At 74.0% G+C, this 16,801-nt stretch carries 9 protein-coding genes and 1 pseudogene; all 10 read right to left on the reverse strand.

What is annotated here, in order from left to right; genetic code table 11:
• Positions 1 to 17 precede the first annotated feature (17 nt).
• The gene (locus tag ACIGA3_RS14625) at positions 18 to 671 is read right to left on the reverse strand and encodes a hypothetical protein (RefSeq protein ID WP_399714705.1); all 654 of its coding nucleotides are present in this window, start codon (positions 669 to 671) and stop codon (positions 18 to 20) included.
• On the reverse strand, positions 668 to 1,288 hold the full coding sequence (locus tag ACIGA3_RS14630; RefSeq protein WP_399715403.1) for a hypothetical protein: 621 nt from the start codon (positions 1,286 to 1,288) through the stop codon (positions 668 to 670). Before ACIGA3_RS14630 ends, ACIGA3_RS14625 begins: the two co-directional genes overlap by 4 nt.
• A gap of 237 nt (positions 1,289 to 1,525) precedes the next feature.
• Positions 1,526 to 1,873, reverse strand: a pseudogene (locus tag ACIGA3_RS14635) (helix-turn-helix domain-containing protein).
• Positions 1,874 to 2,928: 1,055 nt separating this feature from the next.
• Entirely contained in the window at positions 2,929 to 3,735 is an 807-nt protein-coding gene (locus ACIGA3_RS14640) for a M15 family metallopeptidase (RefSeq protein ID WP_399714708.1), read from the reverse strand.
• A 49-nt stretch (positions 3,736 to 3,784) separates the two neighbouring features.
• Entirely contained in the window at positions 3,785 to 4,525 is a 741-nt protein-coding gene (locus ACIGA3_RS14645; RefSeq protein ID WP_399714710.1) for a class I SAM-dependent DNA methyltransferase, read from the reverse strand.
• 43 nt (positions 4,526 to 4,568) lie between these two features.
• Complete coding sequence (locus ACIGA3_RS14650) at positions 4,569 to 6,275, reverse strand: hypothetical protein (RefSeq protein ID WP_399714712.1); 1,707 nt, start codon at positions 6,273 to 6,275, stop codon at positions 4,569 to 4,571.
• On the reverse strand, positions 6,272 to 9,739 hold the full coding sequence (locus tag ACIGA3_RS14655; RefSeq protein ID WP_399714714.1) for a DUF5682 family protein: 3,468 nt from the start codon (positions 9,737 to 9,739) through the stop codon (positions 6,272 to 6,274). Before ACIGA3_RS14655 ends, ACIGA3_RS14650 begins: the two co-directional genes overlap by 4 nt.
• Before the next feature lie 5 nt (positions 9,740 to 9,744).
• Positions 9,745 to 10,941, reverse strand: coding sequence for an AAA family ATPase (locus tag ACIGA3_RS14660; RefSeq protein ID WP_399714717.1), 1,197 nt, complete (start codon positions 10,939 to 10,941; stop codon positions 9,745 to 9,747).
• A complete protein-coding gene (locus tag ACIGA3_RS14665) occupies positions 10,938 to 15,929 on the reverse strand; it encodes a hypothetical protein (protein WP_399714718.1) in 4,992 nt (1,663 codons plus the stop codon). Before ACIGA3_RS14665 ends, ACIGA3_RS14660 begins: the two co-directional genes overlap by 4 nt.
• The gene (locus ACIGA3_RS14670) at positions 15,926 to 16,780 is read right to left on the reverse strand and encodes a DUF4132 domain-containing protein (protein ID WP_399714720.1); all 855 of its coding nucleotides are present in this window, start codon (positions 16,778 to 16,780) and stop codon (positions 15,926 to 15,928) included. Before ACIGA3_RS14670 ends, ACIGA3_RS14665 begins: the two co-directional genes overlap by 4 nt.
• Between the last annotated feature and the right edge of the window lie 21 nt (positions 16,781 to 16,801).

Here is a 16,801-nt window from a genome sequence, read left to right on the forward strand (position 1 = left end):
GTGCCGCATCCAACCGGCTAGCCCGCAGGCCAATGTGGGTTCGGCATGCCGTCATCGCTCATGTGCGCCCGCTGCCAGATCCCTTTCCAGTTGAACGGCGTCTCCGGGACGAACCGGTGCCGCTGCCCGCACGGACATGGCGCCAGCACCCACGCGCACCCACGGCACAGCTCCACCAAGCCGTGCCCGGTCGAGTTCGACACCAGCGGTCTCTCGTCCCCGCAGGCGGGGCAGCCAGGGAGGTCGGCGCCGTCCAGAATCGCGTTCTGTCGCCGAACGTACTCAGGCAGCCGCAGCGACGGATGGCGAAACGGGTCTTCGTACCAGGCGCGGTTCGGGCCCTCCCACCAGCTCCGCAGCCACCACGGTCGCGGGTTCACTAAGGCCCGCCGCCCCGCCCGCTTCTCCGCCCGGCGGTGCGCGGCGTACTCCTCCGCTCGCGCGAGCCACAGCACCCGCGCCTCATGCAGTTCCTCCATCGCCCGCACCAGCGCGTCCGGGTCCGCCTCCAGCCGCCGGGGGATCGCGGCGCTGAGCGTGAGGTGGTGGTACGTCGCCCGGAAGCCGTACGGAGCAAAGAGGGTGATGCAGGTCCGCAGCGCGCTGTGCCGGCGGCGGAGGGGGAGACGGGCGTCGTGCACGTGCGCTCGGTGGGTCAGGAAGCTGGTCATTGTGTGGGCGTCAGGTCCAGTGCCCGTGCCAGGGCGGCAGCGACGGCGGCGGCGTGTGCCGGCAGGTGTTGTTCAGCCCAGATTCCGGCAAGACCGAGGAAGTCCTGCAAATCCTGCTGGGCGCCCGCGACGAGCCTGCGTGCCTGGTCTACCGACAGCTCGATCACCGGGCTGCCGTCCGTTCCGTAAGCGTCGAACGTCAGCCGGGCAATGTCGCCAACGCGTTCGGCCACCGACGACGGATCGTGGCCGAAGTAGGAGCAGCCAGTGCCGTCGAGCACCTCCAGCCAGTCCCGCCAGGTCTCCAGGCCGTTGCAGCAGCCCGGCTCGACGAAGACGGTGTCGGTGGCATTCTCGGTCACCCGGAACCCTCCGGCGGCGAACAGATCAGGCATGGTGAGCAGCCCGTGCAGGAATGTGCCGAGCGGGTCGGTCGGGCACGGCCCGTGCTCCTCCTCCGGCTCGAAGGCGTTGCAGTCGGCGATCTGCATAACCGCCGTGCCGATCTCCGCCGGAGTCAGCTCCCCGTTCAGCACGAGGTAGCCATACGATTCCTGCTCGCCAACCGGCCAGAGCGCGAAGTCGTCGGCGGCGGAGATCTCCAGAACGGCTTGCATCACAATCACATGGGGATGATGCCGGACCCACTGCTACACCGCCACGGGCTAGGCAGGAACGGCACAGCCCGTCGGTGTTCAGGTAGCCGTCATGGCGGCAATGCGGGCACAAGCCTCGTCCTCGACGCTTCTGCTGCCAGGCTTTGCACCAAGCGCACACCCAGCTGTGGCGCAACAGGACCCAGCCCAGACACGACTCGCAACTCCGGGCCACGCCCCGTCCGTTCTCATCGGCTGTCAGCTCGGCGGCAGTGAGCGAGGCCCGCTGCCGTGCCGGGTACGCGGCACCGGCCGCAGCGGGCCGGCCGGCAGCTGTGACTCAGCACCAACGGCCTACTGCGCAGACTCCGGCGCCGCCTGCGTGTCTGGGAGCGGCTCCGCCTGAAGCAGATCAGCAACCGTGCAGTTCAGCGCCGTACAGATCTTGTCGAGGTCGTCGAGGCGTACTGTGACCGGGGCACCGCCCCACAACGCGGCGACCTTGCTCAGCGAGGGGTTGAACCCCACCTGCTGGAAGGCCGCCAGCACCTCGGTAGGCCGCCACAGGTCATGCTGGGCCGCCACCATCCGCAGATTCCACTTCACCGCAGGTTCCCCCTGTCCATCACCAGTCGTTGCGCCGCCTGCGCGCGAGGTAGTTCGTAGCCGCGGCGTGCAGCGACCGCCGGAATGCAGAAGGGGCGATCGGTAGATTCAGAGCGGCTACCGCAGTCGGCTTGCGTTCCGACGGCCACAGAGGCGCCCGTGGGTGTTCGGCGTCGTTCCCGAATCGCCCCGGATCTCTTCGATGTACCACCACAACAGGGCACGCCCCTCCTGGAGCATGTACGCCTCGCGAGGCCGGGCCCGGAAGCGCGGGCACCCTTACCTTGGACAACGAAGCGACCCCACTGGCCGTGCTCCCGGTGAATGTCACCCATGCACACCCCGCAGAGCTCCGCGGCACGGACACCGGACAGGTACGCGACCTTGGTCATCACATAGTCGCGGCAGGCGACGAAGTACTTCCGTGCGTTCGGCAGGTCCTCGCGCCAGCGCGAGAAGAAGTCGCGCATCGCCGTCCGTGATGGCGGGATCCGAAGCCCGAAGTTCCCACGGTGCCGGGGCCGGTTGAACAGGTCGATCGGTGACTCAACGGCAGCACCAAAGCGCCGCATGATCTCGCCGGCATGCCGCTGTTCAAGGAAGGCAAAGTACGCGTCGATCTTGTTGATCTTCGCGCGCAGAGCCGAGGACGCTCGTTTCCCAGGTCCCGCGAAGTACCGGTCAACCTCCCTCGGCGACAGCTGCCAGGGAACCGTGCCGTAGTAATTGCATACTTCGATGACTGGCTTGACCAGACCATCAAGGGTGGCCCGTGCCAGCCCTGCCGCGTCCCGGTCCCACTGGTACTCCGAGAGCGTGTCGAGGAAGAAACTCTCCTCATCATGCGGGGAAACCGGGCCTGCCGACGGCGCTGTAGCGTCACGACGTCCGCCAGCCCGGACTCCACCGCCACGGCCGCCGTGTCCCGAGTGAAGGCGCGCCACGGAGCGGTCTAGCTGCTGAGATACGGATCCGCCGTGTCACACAGCCTTGAAGGAACCCGCACGTACTCCACCGGGCGGCCGTAGGGCGCGAGATCCGTTGCGGACCGTGGGTCAGTGCTTGGTCAGTGACTTCCAGGTCACCGGGAAGTCGAAGTACGTGTTCGGGTACGGCTCCGGCTTGTACGTGTAGTGCCACCACTCCTCGGCCAGGTTCACGAAGCCCAGGTTCTCCAGGAGGTTCTTGAGCAGCAGGCGGTTGGCGCGCTGCGGGCCCTGGATGCGGGGGTCCAGGGTGTGGGCGAGGGGGTCGAAGCAGTCGAACCCGGTGCCCATGTCGAGGGAGTTGTCGGGGAAGCGCTGGAACTTGGGGGCGTAGCAGGAGACCAGGGGCCGGCCGGGGACGTAGGGGCGGGTCGGCCTTGCCGGGAGTTTGACGACCGTCAGGTCCATGGTCGAGCCGCGGCTGTGGCCGGACTTCTCCGCGATGTAGCCGTCGGCGAAGAGCCGGGTCTTGTCGACGTTCGGGTAGAACTCGGCCTTCATGGTCTCGTCGTCGAGGTCCTCGGCCCAGCGGACGAAGTGGTCGACGGCGCGCTGCGGGCGGTAGCAGTCGTACACCTTCAAGCTGTAGCCCTGGCGCAGCAGTTGGCGCTGTGCCTGGTGCAGGGCCTGGGCGGCGGGGCGGGTGAGGACGCAGATCGGCTGCTGGTAGCCGTCGATGCGCTCGCCGACGAAGTTGTGCGGGGTGAAGTAGCGCATCTCCTGGATGATGGTGGGGTCCACCGTGCTCAGGGCCACGAAGTCCCTCGGTGCCCTCGGTCCGGGTGTGGCTCGGGCCGTGGTGGAGGCGGCGGTCACGGTCAGCAGGGCGGCTACGGCGGTGATGACACCGCGTGCGGCGCGGGAGAGTCGTGTCATGCCTCCTGCGCCTATCAGGAGTGGACCATGGTGGGGAAGGCCCCCGAAGTCAGAGCGCCTTGCGCCAGACCGAGATGTGATTGGCCGAGGCATCCGTGAAAGGGGTCCCGGTCCAGTCCGCCACGCGGCGCTCCAGGCGCAGGCCGGCGATGCGGGCCATCAGGTCCAGCTCCGCGGGCCAGGCATAGCGGTGGCGGGAGGCCGAGCGCCGGTACCGGCCGTCCTCGCCGTCCCGCGTGAGGTGGTGGGAGACCAGGATCTGGTCCACCAGGTCGAAGGTGTCGAAGCCGATGTGCCCCGTCGACACGTCGAACGGCACCGCCGACTGTGTGGGCGGCAGGAGCCGCAGCGGCGGCACGGTCAGTTCGATGACGAAGCGTCCGCCGGGCGCCAGATGCCGGGCGGCGTTACGGAAGCACTCCACCTGCTCCTCCTGTGTCAGCAGGTTGGAGATGGTGTTGTAGACGAGGTAGACCAGGCTGAACTCGCCCGGTACGACCGTCGTGGCCATGTCTCCCAGCGTGACCGGGAGCGTCTCCTCGTCCACCTTCCGGCGCAGCACCGCCGCCATGTGCTCGGAGAACTCGATGCCCGCCACCGGCACCCCCCGCTCCCGCAACGGAACGGCCACCCGGCCGGTGCCGACGGCGAACTCCAACGCCCTTCCCTCTCCGGCCAGTTCGGCGAGGAAGTCGAGGGTGGGGCCGAGCACCGCCGCCGAGGACATCTCGGTCTCCTCAGTGTCGTAGCGCTCGGCACTGTCACGGTTCCACAGTTCGCTGCTTGTCACGGGCGGCTACTTTGCCGGGCGCAGTGGGGCGTTGTCGACGCGATTACCCGGACTGGACGCCCCACGCGGCCGCGCACAGCGCCCGGTCCAGTTCCGTGGTGTAGCGGGTCGCCGCCAGCCAGGTGCGGGCGAAGCGGGTGGTGTCGGCCGGGAGCAGGCGGCCGAAGACGTCGCGGGAACGCTCCGTCGCGGAGGCGTGCAGCTCGGCCAGGAGATCGGCGGCCGTGCCGAGGCCATGGGCGTTCAGGCGGCGCATGTCGGTGGCCATGGTGCCCGGGAAGGACAGGGTGCGACGGCCGCCCGCCACCGCCTGGTGCACACGGCGCCGCAGCAGGTGTACGGGCGCCTCCACCCCTGGCGGTACTTCAAGCGCCGCCGCACGCGGTGCGGCGGGCAGGTCGGCGCGCTGGAGGCGGTCCAGGCCGACATCGACACGGGTGCCGGTGACGGTGGGGTGCTCGGTCGCCAGCAGGGCGGCTCGGGCGTGCGGGGCCGGGGTCAGGCGGGCCACGATCCGGAGCCGGGTGCCCTGGGCGGCTGCCAGCAGGCGCAGATTGTCGCGGTGGGGGAGCGCCGGGTCGTCATGGGCGGAGGTCAGGCGCACGGTGCCGCCCTCGTACTCCGCCAGTAGACAGTCGCCCGCCGCCTCGCGGGCCGTGCCGCTCAGCGTCACTTCGAGAAAGAGCAGGCCGGAGCCGCCCGCCAGAGCACGCGCCACCTGTTCGGCCACGGGCAGCGTCCAGAGCCGGTCCACCGGCTCCGCGCGCCACTCCACCCCCGGCGCGCGGACCGCCCGTACGCCCGCTCCTGCCCCCAGCCGGCCCGACGGCGAGACCGTGGCCCCCGCCATGGCCAGCCCCGCCCGCGACAGCTCGCGGTGGGTCAGTGCCGTGTCGCCGACGCGTACGGTACGGTCCGCCGCGCCCACCGCCCGGCCGGGGCCGCCGGGTGCCACGTCGGAGACCTGGTACAGCCGGCCCTCGGCGTCGGCGGTCCAGGTGACGGCGCCCGCGTAGCCGCTCGCCGTCAGCACCGGCTCGGAGAAGAGGCCGTACAGGCGCAGCGAGCCGTCCGGGCGGTACGCCTGGCGTGCGGTGCCGCGCAGCTCGGCCAGCTCCGTGTCCTCGGCACCCGGCAGACGGTGGGCCACCGCCAGGGTGTCGCCGAGGGTGGCCGCGAGGTCGGCCAGACGGTACGCGGGGTCGGCGGAGCGGGCCGCGCGCAGGGCTGTGACCACCGAGACGGCCGAGCCGGCGAGCCGGGGGAGACCCGCGAGCCGCGCGATGTGCGCCGCGCGCAGCAACTCCGCCTGGAGCACCGCCCCACAGCCGTCCGTACCGGCGTCGAGCACGGCCGCCGCGGCGGCCCGCACGGCGTGCGCGGCGGCGGTCTGCTCGGGGGTGGCGCGGTCCGTCTCCGTACGCACCTCCACATCGCCCGCAGGCGCTTTGGAAGGGCCACCCTCCGCGATCGGCGCCGCCGAGGCGACGGCCGCCCGGTGCAGGCAGGCCGGGGCCAGCAGGCAGCCGCAGTGGATGTCGTCCGCGCGGGTCACCGTGCCCTCGGGGGCGCGGAGTTCGATGTCCGTGCTGTCGTCCACGGCGACGCGTACGGTCGTGCCGTCGCGGCTCATCGGGCGGTCCGCCAGCTTGGCGATGCCCGCGTCCAGCCGTTTGCGCAGCCGGGGCGAGAGCGCGGCGACGAGTTCGGCCGTCACGGCCGGGTCGACCGGCGGGAGTTGCGGACTCATGCGATCTTCTCCCCTATCCAGCGGGCGAGTTCCAGCGGGCTGAGAGTGGCGACCGGCATCCCCGCCGCGACCAGACGGCCGGCCACCCCGGTGGCGTAGCGCGGGCGGCCCGCGTCGTCGAGACTCGCGCAGCCCAGTACATGGCAGCCCGCCCCCACCAGCGCGCGGACCTCGGCCAGCAGCCCGCCGAGCGGATATCCCTCCTCGAAGTCGCTGATCACCACGACGAGGGTCCGCGAGGGCACGGTGACCAGCTCACGCGCGTGCCGCAGCCCGGCCGCGATGTGCGTGCCACCGCCGACGCTGACCTCCAGCAGCAGCGACAGCGGGTCCTCGACGTGCTCGGTCAGATCGATCACCTCGGTGGAGAACGCCAGGAAGTGCGTCGACAGCGTCGGCACCCCGGCCAGTACCGAGGCCGTGAGCGCCGCCCAGACGGTGGACGCCTCCATCGAGCCCGACACGTCGGTGACCAGGATCAGCCGCCAGTCGGCGGCCCGCCGGGCGCGCGTGCGGAACACGGGCCGCTCCGGGATGACCTTGACCGTGCCGTCGAGGGCGCGGCGCGCGGTGGCCAGATTGGCCCGCAGGGTGCGCGGGAGGTCGAGACCGCCGCCCGGGCGGCTGCTCGGGCGCGGCAGCGTGGCGCCGTGCAGCGCGGGTCGTAGCCGCGTCGCCAACTGCCGGGTCAGGGCGTCCACCAGGCGCCGGACCAGGGGCCGCAGCGCCGCGAGCCGCGCCTCCGGGAGACCGCCCGCGTGCCGCAGCACCGAGCGGAGCAGGTCGACGGAGGGGCGTACGGCGTCCGCGTCCAGTTCCGTGAGTACGTCCGTCCGGCCCGCGTCGGCGGCCGCCGCCAGCACCTCTTCGCGGACACCCGGCCCGAACAGCGCCGCCAGTTCCTCGGACCACTCCCGGACCCCGGGGTACGACGGCTCGCGGCCGCCCCTGCCCGCCGGCCCGGTGAGGTCGCCCCGGCTGCCCTCACCGCGCCCGCTGCCGTACAGCTCGTCCAGCGCGGTGGCCAGCGGGCGGGCGGACGCGGGGAGACGGTCGGTGCGGCGGCCCAGGACCAGGCGCCAGCGGTCGGCCGGAGCGAGCCGGTTCCCGTTCGCGGGGGCAGCCTTCACTGCCTCGGGGCCGGACTCGGCGGGATGCGGCGGGGGCAGCAGGCCCAGCGCCGCGAGGGCTTCGCGGGCCGCGAGGTCGGCGCCGGTCCACGCGGCCAGCGCCACCGGGTCGATGGCGCCCGTGTCCGCGAGGTGACGCTCGTCCAGGCGCTCCTCCACGGTCGACAGCAGACGCTCGCGGGCCGCCGGGCTCAGCGTGTCGAACCCGCCGCGCAGGGCGGGCAGCCGCTCCACGAAGTCCCGGTCGGACAGCTCCGACACCCGGCCCAGCAGCGGTTCCAGCGCGGGCGCCGCCGACTCCAGCAACTGCCCGGCCGCGGTGAGCAGTCCGGCCAGCCGCGCGGTCAACGCCGACCGGGACCCGGCGTCCACGGCCCCGTCCACCCAGGACGCCACCCGGTCCCCGAGCAGCCGCGGCTCCTCGTGCCCCAGCAGCACCCGTACGGCCCCGGCCGCGCCACGCATCAGCGGGGAACCCCCGGCGGCCAGCCGAGCGAGCGCGTCGGCGAGCCTGATGCCGCCGAACACATCGGCGCGGTGGGCGAGTTCGAGCAGGGCGCGGGCGTCGGCCGGGTCCTCCGAGCCGGTGAGACCGTCGACCTGGCGCACGGCGGCCGTGGTCAGCAGCCCGGCCACGGCTCCCGCGCGGGCGGCACGGTCGTCCGACGCGTCCAGCCCCGCCACGTGCCCGGCACGCAACCGGTCCAACAGGGCCAGACCGGCCAGGAGTTCGGGCAGTGTGCCTGCGTCCGGAAGGACGGCCCCGGTCTCCGTCAGCCGCTCGTCGACCAGCTCGGTCAGGCCGCACTCCGCCGCCTGCTCCAGCCCCCGCAGCGTCTGCGCGGCCATGGGACCGCCCTCGGCCCGCTGAGCGCGCAGCCGTTCGCGCAGCACACCCTCGGCGGCCTGGGCCGGGGTGACGCCCCGGACACCGGCCGCGGTCAGCAGCGCGGCCGTGGCCGGTGTCCAGCGCGCCTCCCAGCGGGAGGTCAGGGCCTCGGTGCCGCCCGCCCCGATGACCTCCTTGGCCTCCGCGTACGGCACACCGCACACCGACAGGCGGCGCAGCAGCAGTTCGCGGCGGCGGTCAAGATCGGAGCGGAGCGGGTTCAGCCGCAGATCACGCGCCGGACCGCGACCCGACTCCGTGGGACCGGGCAGCCCCAGCTCCGCCAGCTCTGCCTCGACCGCCGGAGCCAGCCCGCTGCGCGGAGCGCCCGGCGCGGGCCGCCCGGCGCGCGTGCCGACGAGCACCGTCTCCATCGCCCGCGCCACGGCCCGCCCCCGCCCGTACGGCTCGCCCTGTGTGAGCACCGTCTGCACGGCCTCCACCAGCTCACCCCGGCCCGCCGCGGGCAGCCCGCGCAGCCGGGCCAGATCCCCGGCCAGCCGGGCGATCTCCCGCGCGTCGGCCGGCCCGGAGGGGTGGCCGAGCGCCCGCAGCCCGGCGCACACCCGTACCGCCGCCCCGGTCAGCGCCTCCTCCAGCGCGCCCGGATCGCCGGCCGCGTCGAGCACCAGATGCTGCCACTCGGGATCGCGGATGCCGGCCGGATAACCGGAACGCGCGTCCAGCAGGGCGTAGGTGTAGGGGATGAGCGAGGTCGTCCAGGTGACGGAAGGCACGGCTTCGGCGGGTGCGTCGGACGGGGTGAGCAGGGCGGGCGCGTGGAAGGCGCCCACCACCAGGGCCGCGCGCCCGCCGTCCGTCGTGGCGGCGGCCAGGCATGACCGCATCCGGTGTTCACGCCGCAGGTCCACCTCCGGAACCCCGCCCGAGGCCGCCGCGTCCTCCCGCAGCGCCCAGCCCGTCAGCAGCGCGGCCCGTCGCAGCGCCTCCGGGGTGGAACCGGGGGCGATGGCCTCGACCAGCCGGTCCCACAGGTCGTCGTCACGGCGTCCGGTGAGCCGGGTCCGCAGCGCGGCGGCGACACCGGGGACCGCCGGCTCCGACGCGACGGCCGATTCCCCCCAGCCCCGGTCCGCCAGCGGCAGATCGCAGGCGACCACCGGTACCGAGTGCCGGGCCGCCCACCGGACGGCGGCCAGCTCCGGGGAGAAGTCCGCGAAGGGATAGAACGCCGGTCCCGCACCCCCGCCCTCGGGCGCCGCCGCCAGGGCGACCGGCGCCACCGTGTCCTCATGGGCGAGCCACGGCAGCCACTCCTGGAACTCGGCGGGCAGCTCGACCAGGAGCACGTCCGGCCGCGCGGCGTCCAGCAGCGCCGGCACCGCCCACGCCAGGGAGGGCGCGTGGTGCCGTACGCCGATCAGGAAGGGCGCCGCCGGATCGGTGAGGGCCGCCAGCGCGGCCTCGGGGGATGCGTGGGACACGACGGTCAGCCCTCCAGTACCGTGCGCAGGTCCCACAGGGTGCGCCAGGTGGCGGAGCCCTGTTCGGCCCGGCGCCGCACCGGACCGTCCCAGTAGCCGCGCAGCCGGGCCGCGTCGGCCGGGTCGTCCTTGCGGACCACGCCCAGCAGATGGCCCGGCAGCAGCCCGAGCACATCACGGTCGCCGGGGAAGTACGCCGAGGCCAGGCCCAGCGCGCCCGCGACGGACACGGCCTCCGCCGTGCTCATCACCGTGGACGGCCGCTCCACCTCCCAGCCCTCCGCCGACCGCCCCTCGCGCAGATCCCGGAACGCCGTCACCAGCGCTTCCAGCACCGCGTCGTCGACCTGGAAGGCCGCCCCGGCCCGCTCCACCGACGCCTTCGCCTGGCCGCGTACCAACGCGGTCTCGGCCTCGATGTCGGTGATGGGGCCGACCGTCTCGAAGTTGAAACGGCGCTTCAGCGCGGCCGACATCTCCGAGACACCCCGGTCCCGCAGGTTGGCGGTCGCGATGAGATTGAAGCCTGGCGCCGAGTGCGCCAACGCGTCTTCTCCACCCGCCAGTTCGGGAATCGCGATACGCCGCTCGGACAGCAGCGACACCAGCGCGTCCTGCACTTCGGGCAGACAGCGGGTGACCTCCTCGACCCGCGCGATCCCACCCCGCGACATGGCGGTGAGCACCGGCGACGGCACCAGCGCCTGCCTGCTGGGCCCCTGCGCGAGCAACAGGGCGTAGTTCCAGCCGTACTTGAGCTGGTCCTCGGTCGTGCCCGCCGTACCCTGCACCACCAGGCCGCTGGTGCCGCACACGGCGGCCGACAGCAGCTCGGACAGCATCGACTTGGCGGTACCCGGCTCCCCGACCAGCAGCAGCCCCCGCTCGCCCGCCAGCGTGACCACGCACCGCTCCACCAGCGCGCGGTCCCCGACGAACTTGCCCGCTATCTCCAGCCTGCGCGGCACCCCCTCCGGCACCTCCGCGTCCTCGGGCAGCGCCAGCGCCCGGCCCTCGCTGCCCATGACGAACGTGACCACGGCACGCGGGGTCAGCCGCCACGCGGGCGGGCGCGGGCCGGTGTCGTACGCGGCGAGAAAGGCCAGTTCGGCGGCGAACAGATCCTCCGGCGGGACGATCTGACGGGCGGGGGCGGTGCTCATCGTGAGGGCTTCCTTCACACGGATACGGGCGGTGGTCATCGGCGGCGCCCCTTGCGGACCGCGCGGGTGGTCAGCTCCTCGTACGCCGGGGCGTCGCCCGCGCGGACGCGGTCCCAGGCGCGGGCGAACAGCTCCGGTACCGGCAGCAGGGGCAGCGCCCGGCGATTGCCGGGGACCGGGTACAGGCCCTCCTTCCAGGTCTCCAGCGGCAGCGCGGGTGCCTTCAGATCGCGCCAGCCGCACGGCAGGAAGAGGGTGCGTCCGGCGCGCGGCCGCTTGGCCTCCACGACCAGCGCCGTCGCGGCCAGCTCGGCGCGGGCCTTCTTCGTCCGGGCGGGCTTCCAGCCGTTCCAGCGGACGATGTCGCGGTCCGTCGGGTCGGGCAGCGCCAGCAACTGGAGGTAGAGCGCGGCCGCGTCCTCACCGAGACCATGCGTCCGGGCGACCTCCGCGACCAGTTCCGGCACGCTGAGGGCCGGGTTCTGCGCGTACCCCTCGAAGGTGTCCGCACCGGGCGCGACCATGGCGTCCAGCTCCGGCCCGAGGATCAGCGCCAGCGCCCGCAGCCCACCGGTGCGGGCCGGGCCGACCAGCCCCTCCAGCAGACCGAACACGGGATCGCCGGGGCCGGACAGCCCGGCCGGACGCACCAGGACCGTCTCCGCCTCGTGGTGCCAGGGCCGCAGCACCAGCGCGTCGCCGAGCCGGGTCAGACCCTGTGCGTCCTGGCCGCCGGTCGCGGGCAGACCGTACGTCTTGCGCAGTTCGACGGCCGTGTGGGTGTTCCGCTCGGTCCACTGCACACCCAGGTCGAGCAGCAGCTCCGGGTCGGACATCCGGCGGCGTACCGCGGCGAGGCCGGCAGGGAGGGCGGCGCGCAGGGGGTGGCCGTGGGGGAGGACGTAGGTGAGCGCGGTGAGCGCGGTGACGGTGCCCGGCAGGGCGTGGCCCGTCGGGAGCGCCGCCGGGTCCTCCGGGACGAGTTCGCCGTCCTTGTCCAGCACGAGGCGCGTGGTGCGGCTCAGCCACGGGGTGCGGTCCGGGTTGAGGATGTCCTCGACGTTCGCGGCGCCCACCCCGGCCAGCTCGGCGGCGAGGTCCTCGGGCACCCGCACCAGCGAGCCGAGCCGCTCGGCCCACATCCGGCCCGCCGCCCGCGTGTCCGGGCCCGAGAGCCACAGGTCGGCGGGGTCCTCCGGCAGTAGCGCGCCCAGGAGAGCGGTCCGCTCCGCGAAGCCCAGCGCGTCGACGCGGGCGACACCGAAAGCGTACTGACGGGCCTTCAGCCCCAGTATCGCGAGACCCTCCGCGCCCGGCTCACGCGGCAGACCGGCGAGCAGCGCGGTGGCCTGCGCCGGGCCGAGCCCGCCACCGGTCGCCGCCTCCAGGTCGGCGGGCGCCTCGGGCCGCCAGGGAGCGGCGCCCTTGTCCCTCGTCAGACGTGCGACGGTGGCCAGGTCCCGCGCGGAGACCGTCGGCGTGTACCGGTCCTCGCGTTCCAGCGTGAAGTGGGCGACCGCGCCGAACTCCCCGCTCGGATCGTGGTCCAGGGCCAGCCAGTTGATCTGGTCGCGGAGATGGTCGACGCTCTGCGAGCCGAGGATCACCACCGTGCGCCCGCCGCGCCGCAGCACCTGCCCGGCCCGCCCGCCGGCGCCGCGCGGCTCACCGAGCACGACCGTGCGCAGCATGCCGTCCGCCGTCAGCAGCGGCCCCTCGGCCAGTGCCTCGAACATCAGCAGCAGCGGCTCGCGCCGGGCGTCCGGCAGCGCCGGGGACGCGGCCCGCAGCGCCAGCGCCCGCAGGTACGGCAGCACACCCGGCCACCCGGCGGAACTGTCCGGGACCGTGAACTCCTCGCCCCGCCAGTCGTCCCGGAGGGCGTTGAGACGCTTCGCGTCCGAGAGCGGCCTGCCGTCGGCGGGCGTGCCCGACAGCACATGGTTCACCGCGCGCATCTGCCGGAGAACGCTCCACTGCGGCGAGTGCCACCAGCCGCGGATGCCGCCGAACCCGGACAGCGCGTCGCGCAGGCTGCTGTCGTCGCCGTACTCGGGGCTGAAATCGGCGAACATGCCCTCGGTACGGGCCCGTGACCGGGTCTCCGGCTCCTTCGGCGGCGCCGCGAAGACGGCGGCCGAGTCGGCCAGCCGCACGGCCGAGCGCACCAGCGACGCCACGCCGAGCAGCAGCCGGGCATCGGTGATCCCCGGCAGCACCTGGCGTACGACGTCCACCGTGACCTCGTCGGCGGGCCGGACCGCGGCCTTCGCCGCCTCGTCCTCCCCGGCGCGGGCGAGCGCCTCCTGCCGCTCGGCGAGCGCCTCGGCCGCGCCGTGCGTCAACTCCGCCGCCTGCGCGTCGGTGACCGCGCGCAGCACGGCCGAACCCGCCTCGTCACGGGGGCGCAGGGCGTGCCAGAAGGGCAGTGGGGGCACCAGGCGGGTGCCCGCGGCGAACTCGCCGCCCCCGATGTTCGGCGTGACCTGACCGAGCCTGCCGGTGCCGGAGAGGTCGAACAGGCCAATGAAACGCGACAGTTGGGCGACGACCGGCTCCGCACCGCCCGGCAGCCGCAGCGCGCCCACCGGCACCCCGTCCTCCCCGCGCCCGGGCGCCACCGGTACCGACACCGTACGGCCGTCCGGCGTCCCGGCGGTCCGCAGTTCCCCGGCGCCCTCGCGCCCGGCCCGCACCCAGCGGCCCAGCACCGTGCCGTCGGTGCCGAACGGGCTGTTCTCCAGGCCCGGTTGGAGCGGCAGCACCTCGCACCGGCCCGCCAGCAGCTCGGTGCCCTCGCGGACGCCCGACGCCAGCAGCGCGGGCAGCGAGGCGCGGCCGTGGGTCCCCGTGGCCGGGTCGTACTCCAGCCACACCGTCCGCTTGCCGTGCCTGCCCTGCCGCCAGTACGCGGTGCCGTCCCCGAGGACGGGCCGGGCGGCGGGCAGTTCGGTGTCGCCCGCGTGCAGGGTGCGGCCGCCACTCGCCCGTCCGCCGCCGGGCAGCGGCAGGGAGGGGACGACCGTGTCGTTGCCGGACCACCAGGACGGCGTCCGCTCGCCACCGAGCGGGAACACCTCGGCGGGCCGGGCCGACCAGTAGCCGTACTGCTTGCTCTTGTGCCACCAGATGACCAGCAACTCCCCGTCCACGTAACGGAACCGGGGGCGCTGCCAGCGGTCCAGGCCGTCGGGCAGACGCAGATCGTGGTCGAGGAGCACCCGCTCCGGGCCGACCACGACAGCCTTCGCCCCTCGGGACAGGATCAGCGCGGGCCAAGCCTCGTGGACGGACAGCGAGTTGTCCGCGTTCTTGCGCTGCGGCTGGGAGTCCAGCACATCCAGTGCCTCTTCCAGCGCGGGCCAGCCCAGCTCGTCGAGGATGCCCGCGCGCAGCGTCCGGCCGAGCAGCGTCCGCACCGGGTGCGCGGCGACCCGCGCCACCGCGTCCGGGCCCGCCCCCGCGGCCACCGGGCGGAAGGGCCGCAGCCGGTCGAGTGCCGCGCGGGCGCCGGGCAGGCCGGCCGCGCCGGTGAACTCGGCGGCGGCCTCGTCCAGCCACTCCCGCAGCACCACGGACAGCACCGGGTGCGCGGCCAGCGGCTCCAGCACCTCATGGGCGAGGCGTCCCTCACCGACCTGGCCCACCGCCCGGTGCAGCAGCCGCCGCAGCCGGGGGTCGGCGGCCATGGCCGCCAGGTCTCGCCGACCGGGCCGGGCGTCGGTCAGCCACGGGTGCAGAGGCAGCTGGACGGTGACATCGGCGGCCGGGAGGGTGAGCGCGATGCCCTCGGCCGCGCACAGGTCGAGCAGGTCCAGGTCGGCACCCGCGTGCCAGCGGCCGGTGAACAGGTCCACCGGGCGCCCGGCCGCGCGCAGCGCCGCCGCCATCCGGGCCACCAGCGCAAGCGTGGCCGGAGAGCGCTGGGAAAGAGAACCGCCGTGCTTGCGGAACAGCGCCCACCGGGTCAGCCAGCCGGCCGGGTCGACGCCATGCTCCTCGGCCGCCGCCTCGTCCGTCAGCAGCCGGTCGGCGCCGGTCTCCGCGAGCAGGGCCAGCCACGACTCGTCGTCCTCGACCTTCCGCCCCAGCCCGCTCGGCATGATCTCCAGCAGCCGCGCCCCGATCGCGGGCCGCTCCTCGGCGAGCGCGCGCAGCACCGGGCGATAGGCGGCCCAGAACGACGCGGGCGCCCGGACGGCGGCCGGGGAGGCGACCAGATCGGCGACGAGCGCACGCTCCTCGGCGTCCCGGTCCAGCCCCGCCGACTTGATCAGCCCGCGCGCGTCCTGCGGCAGCGAGGCGTACGGCGGCATCCCGGCCGCGCACCGCTCCACCGTGAGCTGCCGGAACTGCGCCCACGCGGCCGCCGGGTCGAGCCGCCGGCCGAGGTCCTTCACATGCTCCTTGAGCGCCTTCACGGTCAGCGCCCCGGCGAAGGCGAACTCCAGGAACACCGCCCGCTGCCGCTCCTCGTCCACCGCGAGGGCGTGCACCCGCTCCGCCTCGCGGGCCTTGCCGAAGAACGCGGCGGCGTACGTGGTGTTCTCGTGCTGGAGGAAGACCCGCGCCGCCTGCTCGTAGAAGGTCGGCAGGAAGTGCGGCACGGCGCGGCCGAGCCGGGTGCCGAGCGCCTCGAAGCCCTCCTTGGCGTTGCCGGGGCGGGACTTGGCCTGGCGGGCGAGCCGCTCCACGTCCTTGACCAGGGCGAGAGCGTGGTGCCCGTTGGCCGGGTCGTGCACCAGCGCCCACGCCGGGAAGCCCAGCGTCTCCCGGCGCACCTGCCCGCCCTCGAACGGCTCCGCCGTCCGGGTCAGCCCGAGGAACTCCAGCGCGAGGTCCTCGGCCTCGCCCAGGGTGCCGGGGACCAGCCGCACGATCCGGCGGTCGGCCAGCGCGGGGTGGGCGTAGGAGCGGACGGTGAGGCTGTCGGCGTCCTCGCGCGCGGTGCTGCCCACGGGCAGGACGGCGCCCGCCTCCAGCAGGGCGGTCAGGGTGGTCTCGTCGTACTCGGCGATGTCCGTCATGCCGCCCGCTCCTCGTCCTCGATGTCCCGGCCGGCGTACAGCGCGGCGGCCATGCGGATGCCCTCCGACCAGGCGACCGGCCCGACCTGGCCGAGCCGCAGCACCCGTCCGGCGGGATCGGTCCAGGTCAGCGGGCCGGTCTCGGTCTCCTCGTAGCCGTCGTAGTCGCCGATCCAGACGCGGGCCTCGACGCCCCGGCCGTCCTCCAGGACGGAGCAGACGGCGTTGCCGCCACGCACGCGGTAGCCGAGCTGGGTGGCGCGGCCGTGCAGGAAACGCAGCTCCTTGAACGAGCCGCCCGCGTACTCCTCCACCTCACTCGCCTCGGCGGACAGGGCGGCCGGGCGGTGGAACACCTCACGGAAGAGCTGCTGGGCGCGCTGCTCCACGCCCAGCTCGACGGCGAACTCCCGCAGCTCCTCCAGGTCGGCGAGGAGGACCGGGTGCGGGATGCGGACCAGGTCGGGGGAGATGCGGACGGTGTCGCCGTCCAGGTCGACCAGGCCGAGTCCCCGCTCGGGATCGGTGTCCCGCAGGAAACCGGCGACGCGGCCGTCCTCGCCCGTGACCACCAGATCGCTGAGCGCGGCCCGCCAGGCCGGGTCGGGCCACACGCGCGTGACGACGGCGAGCGGTACCGGCAGGGAGCGGACCATCCACCGCTCCACGGCGGCGAGCGACTCCCGCTCGTGCCGCTCCAGCCACTCGGTGAGCTGCCGGAGCCCCACGACCGCCGGATCATCGGCGATCTTCGGGGGCACGGACTTCAGCAGCCGTCCGGCAGCGTTGCGGCACACCACCTTCCCGCCGTCGAGGGCGACCTCATAGCCGCCCGCCGGAACCCACCCCATACGTGCCTCCCCGCACCGCAA

The organism is Streptomyces sp. NPDC085596, from assembly GCF_044541565.1.
In the GTDB taxonomy this organism is placed as follows: Bacteria; Actinomycetota; Actinomycetes; order Streptomycetales; family Streptomycetaceae; genus Streptomyces.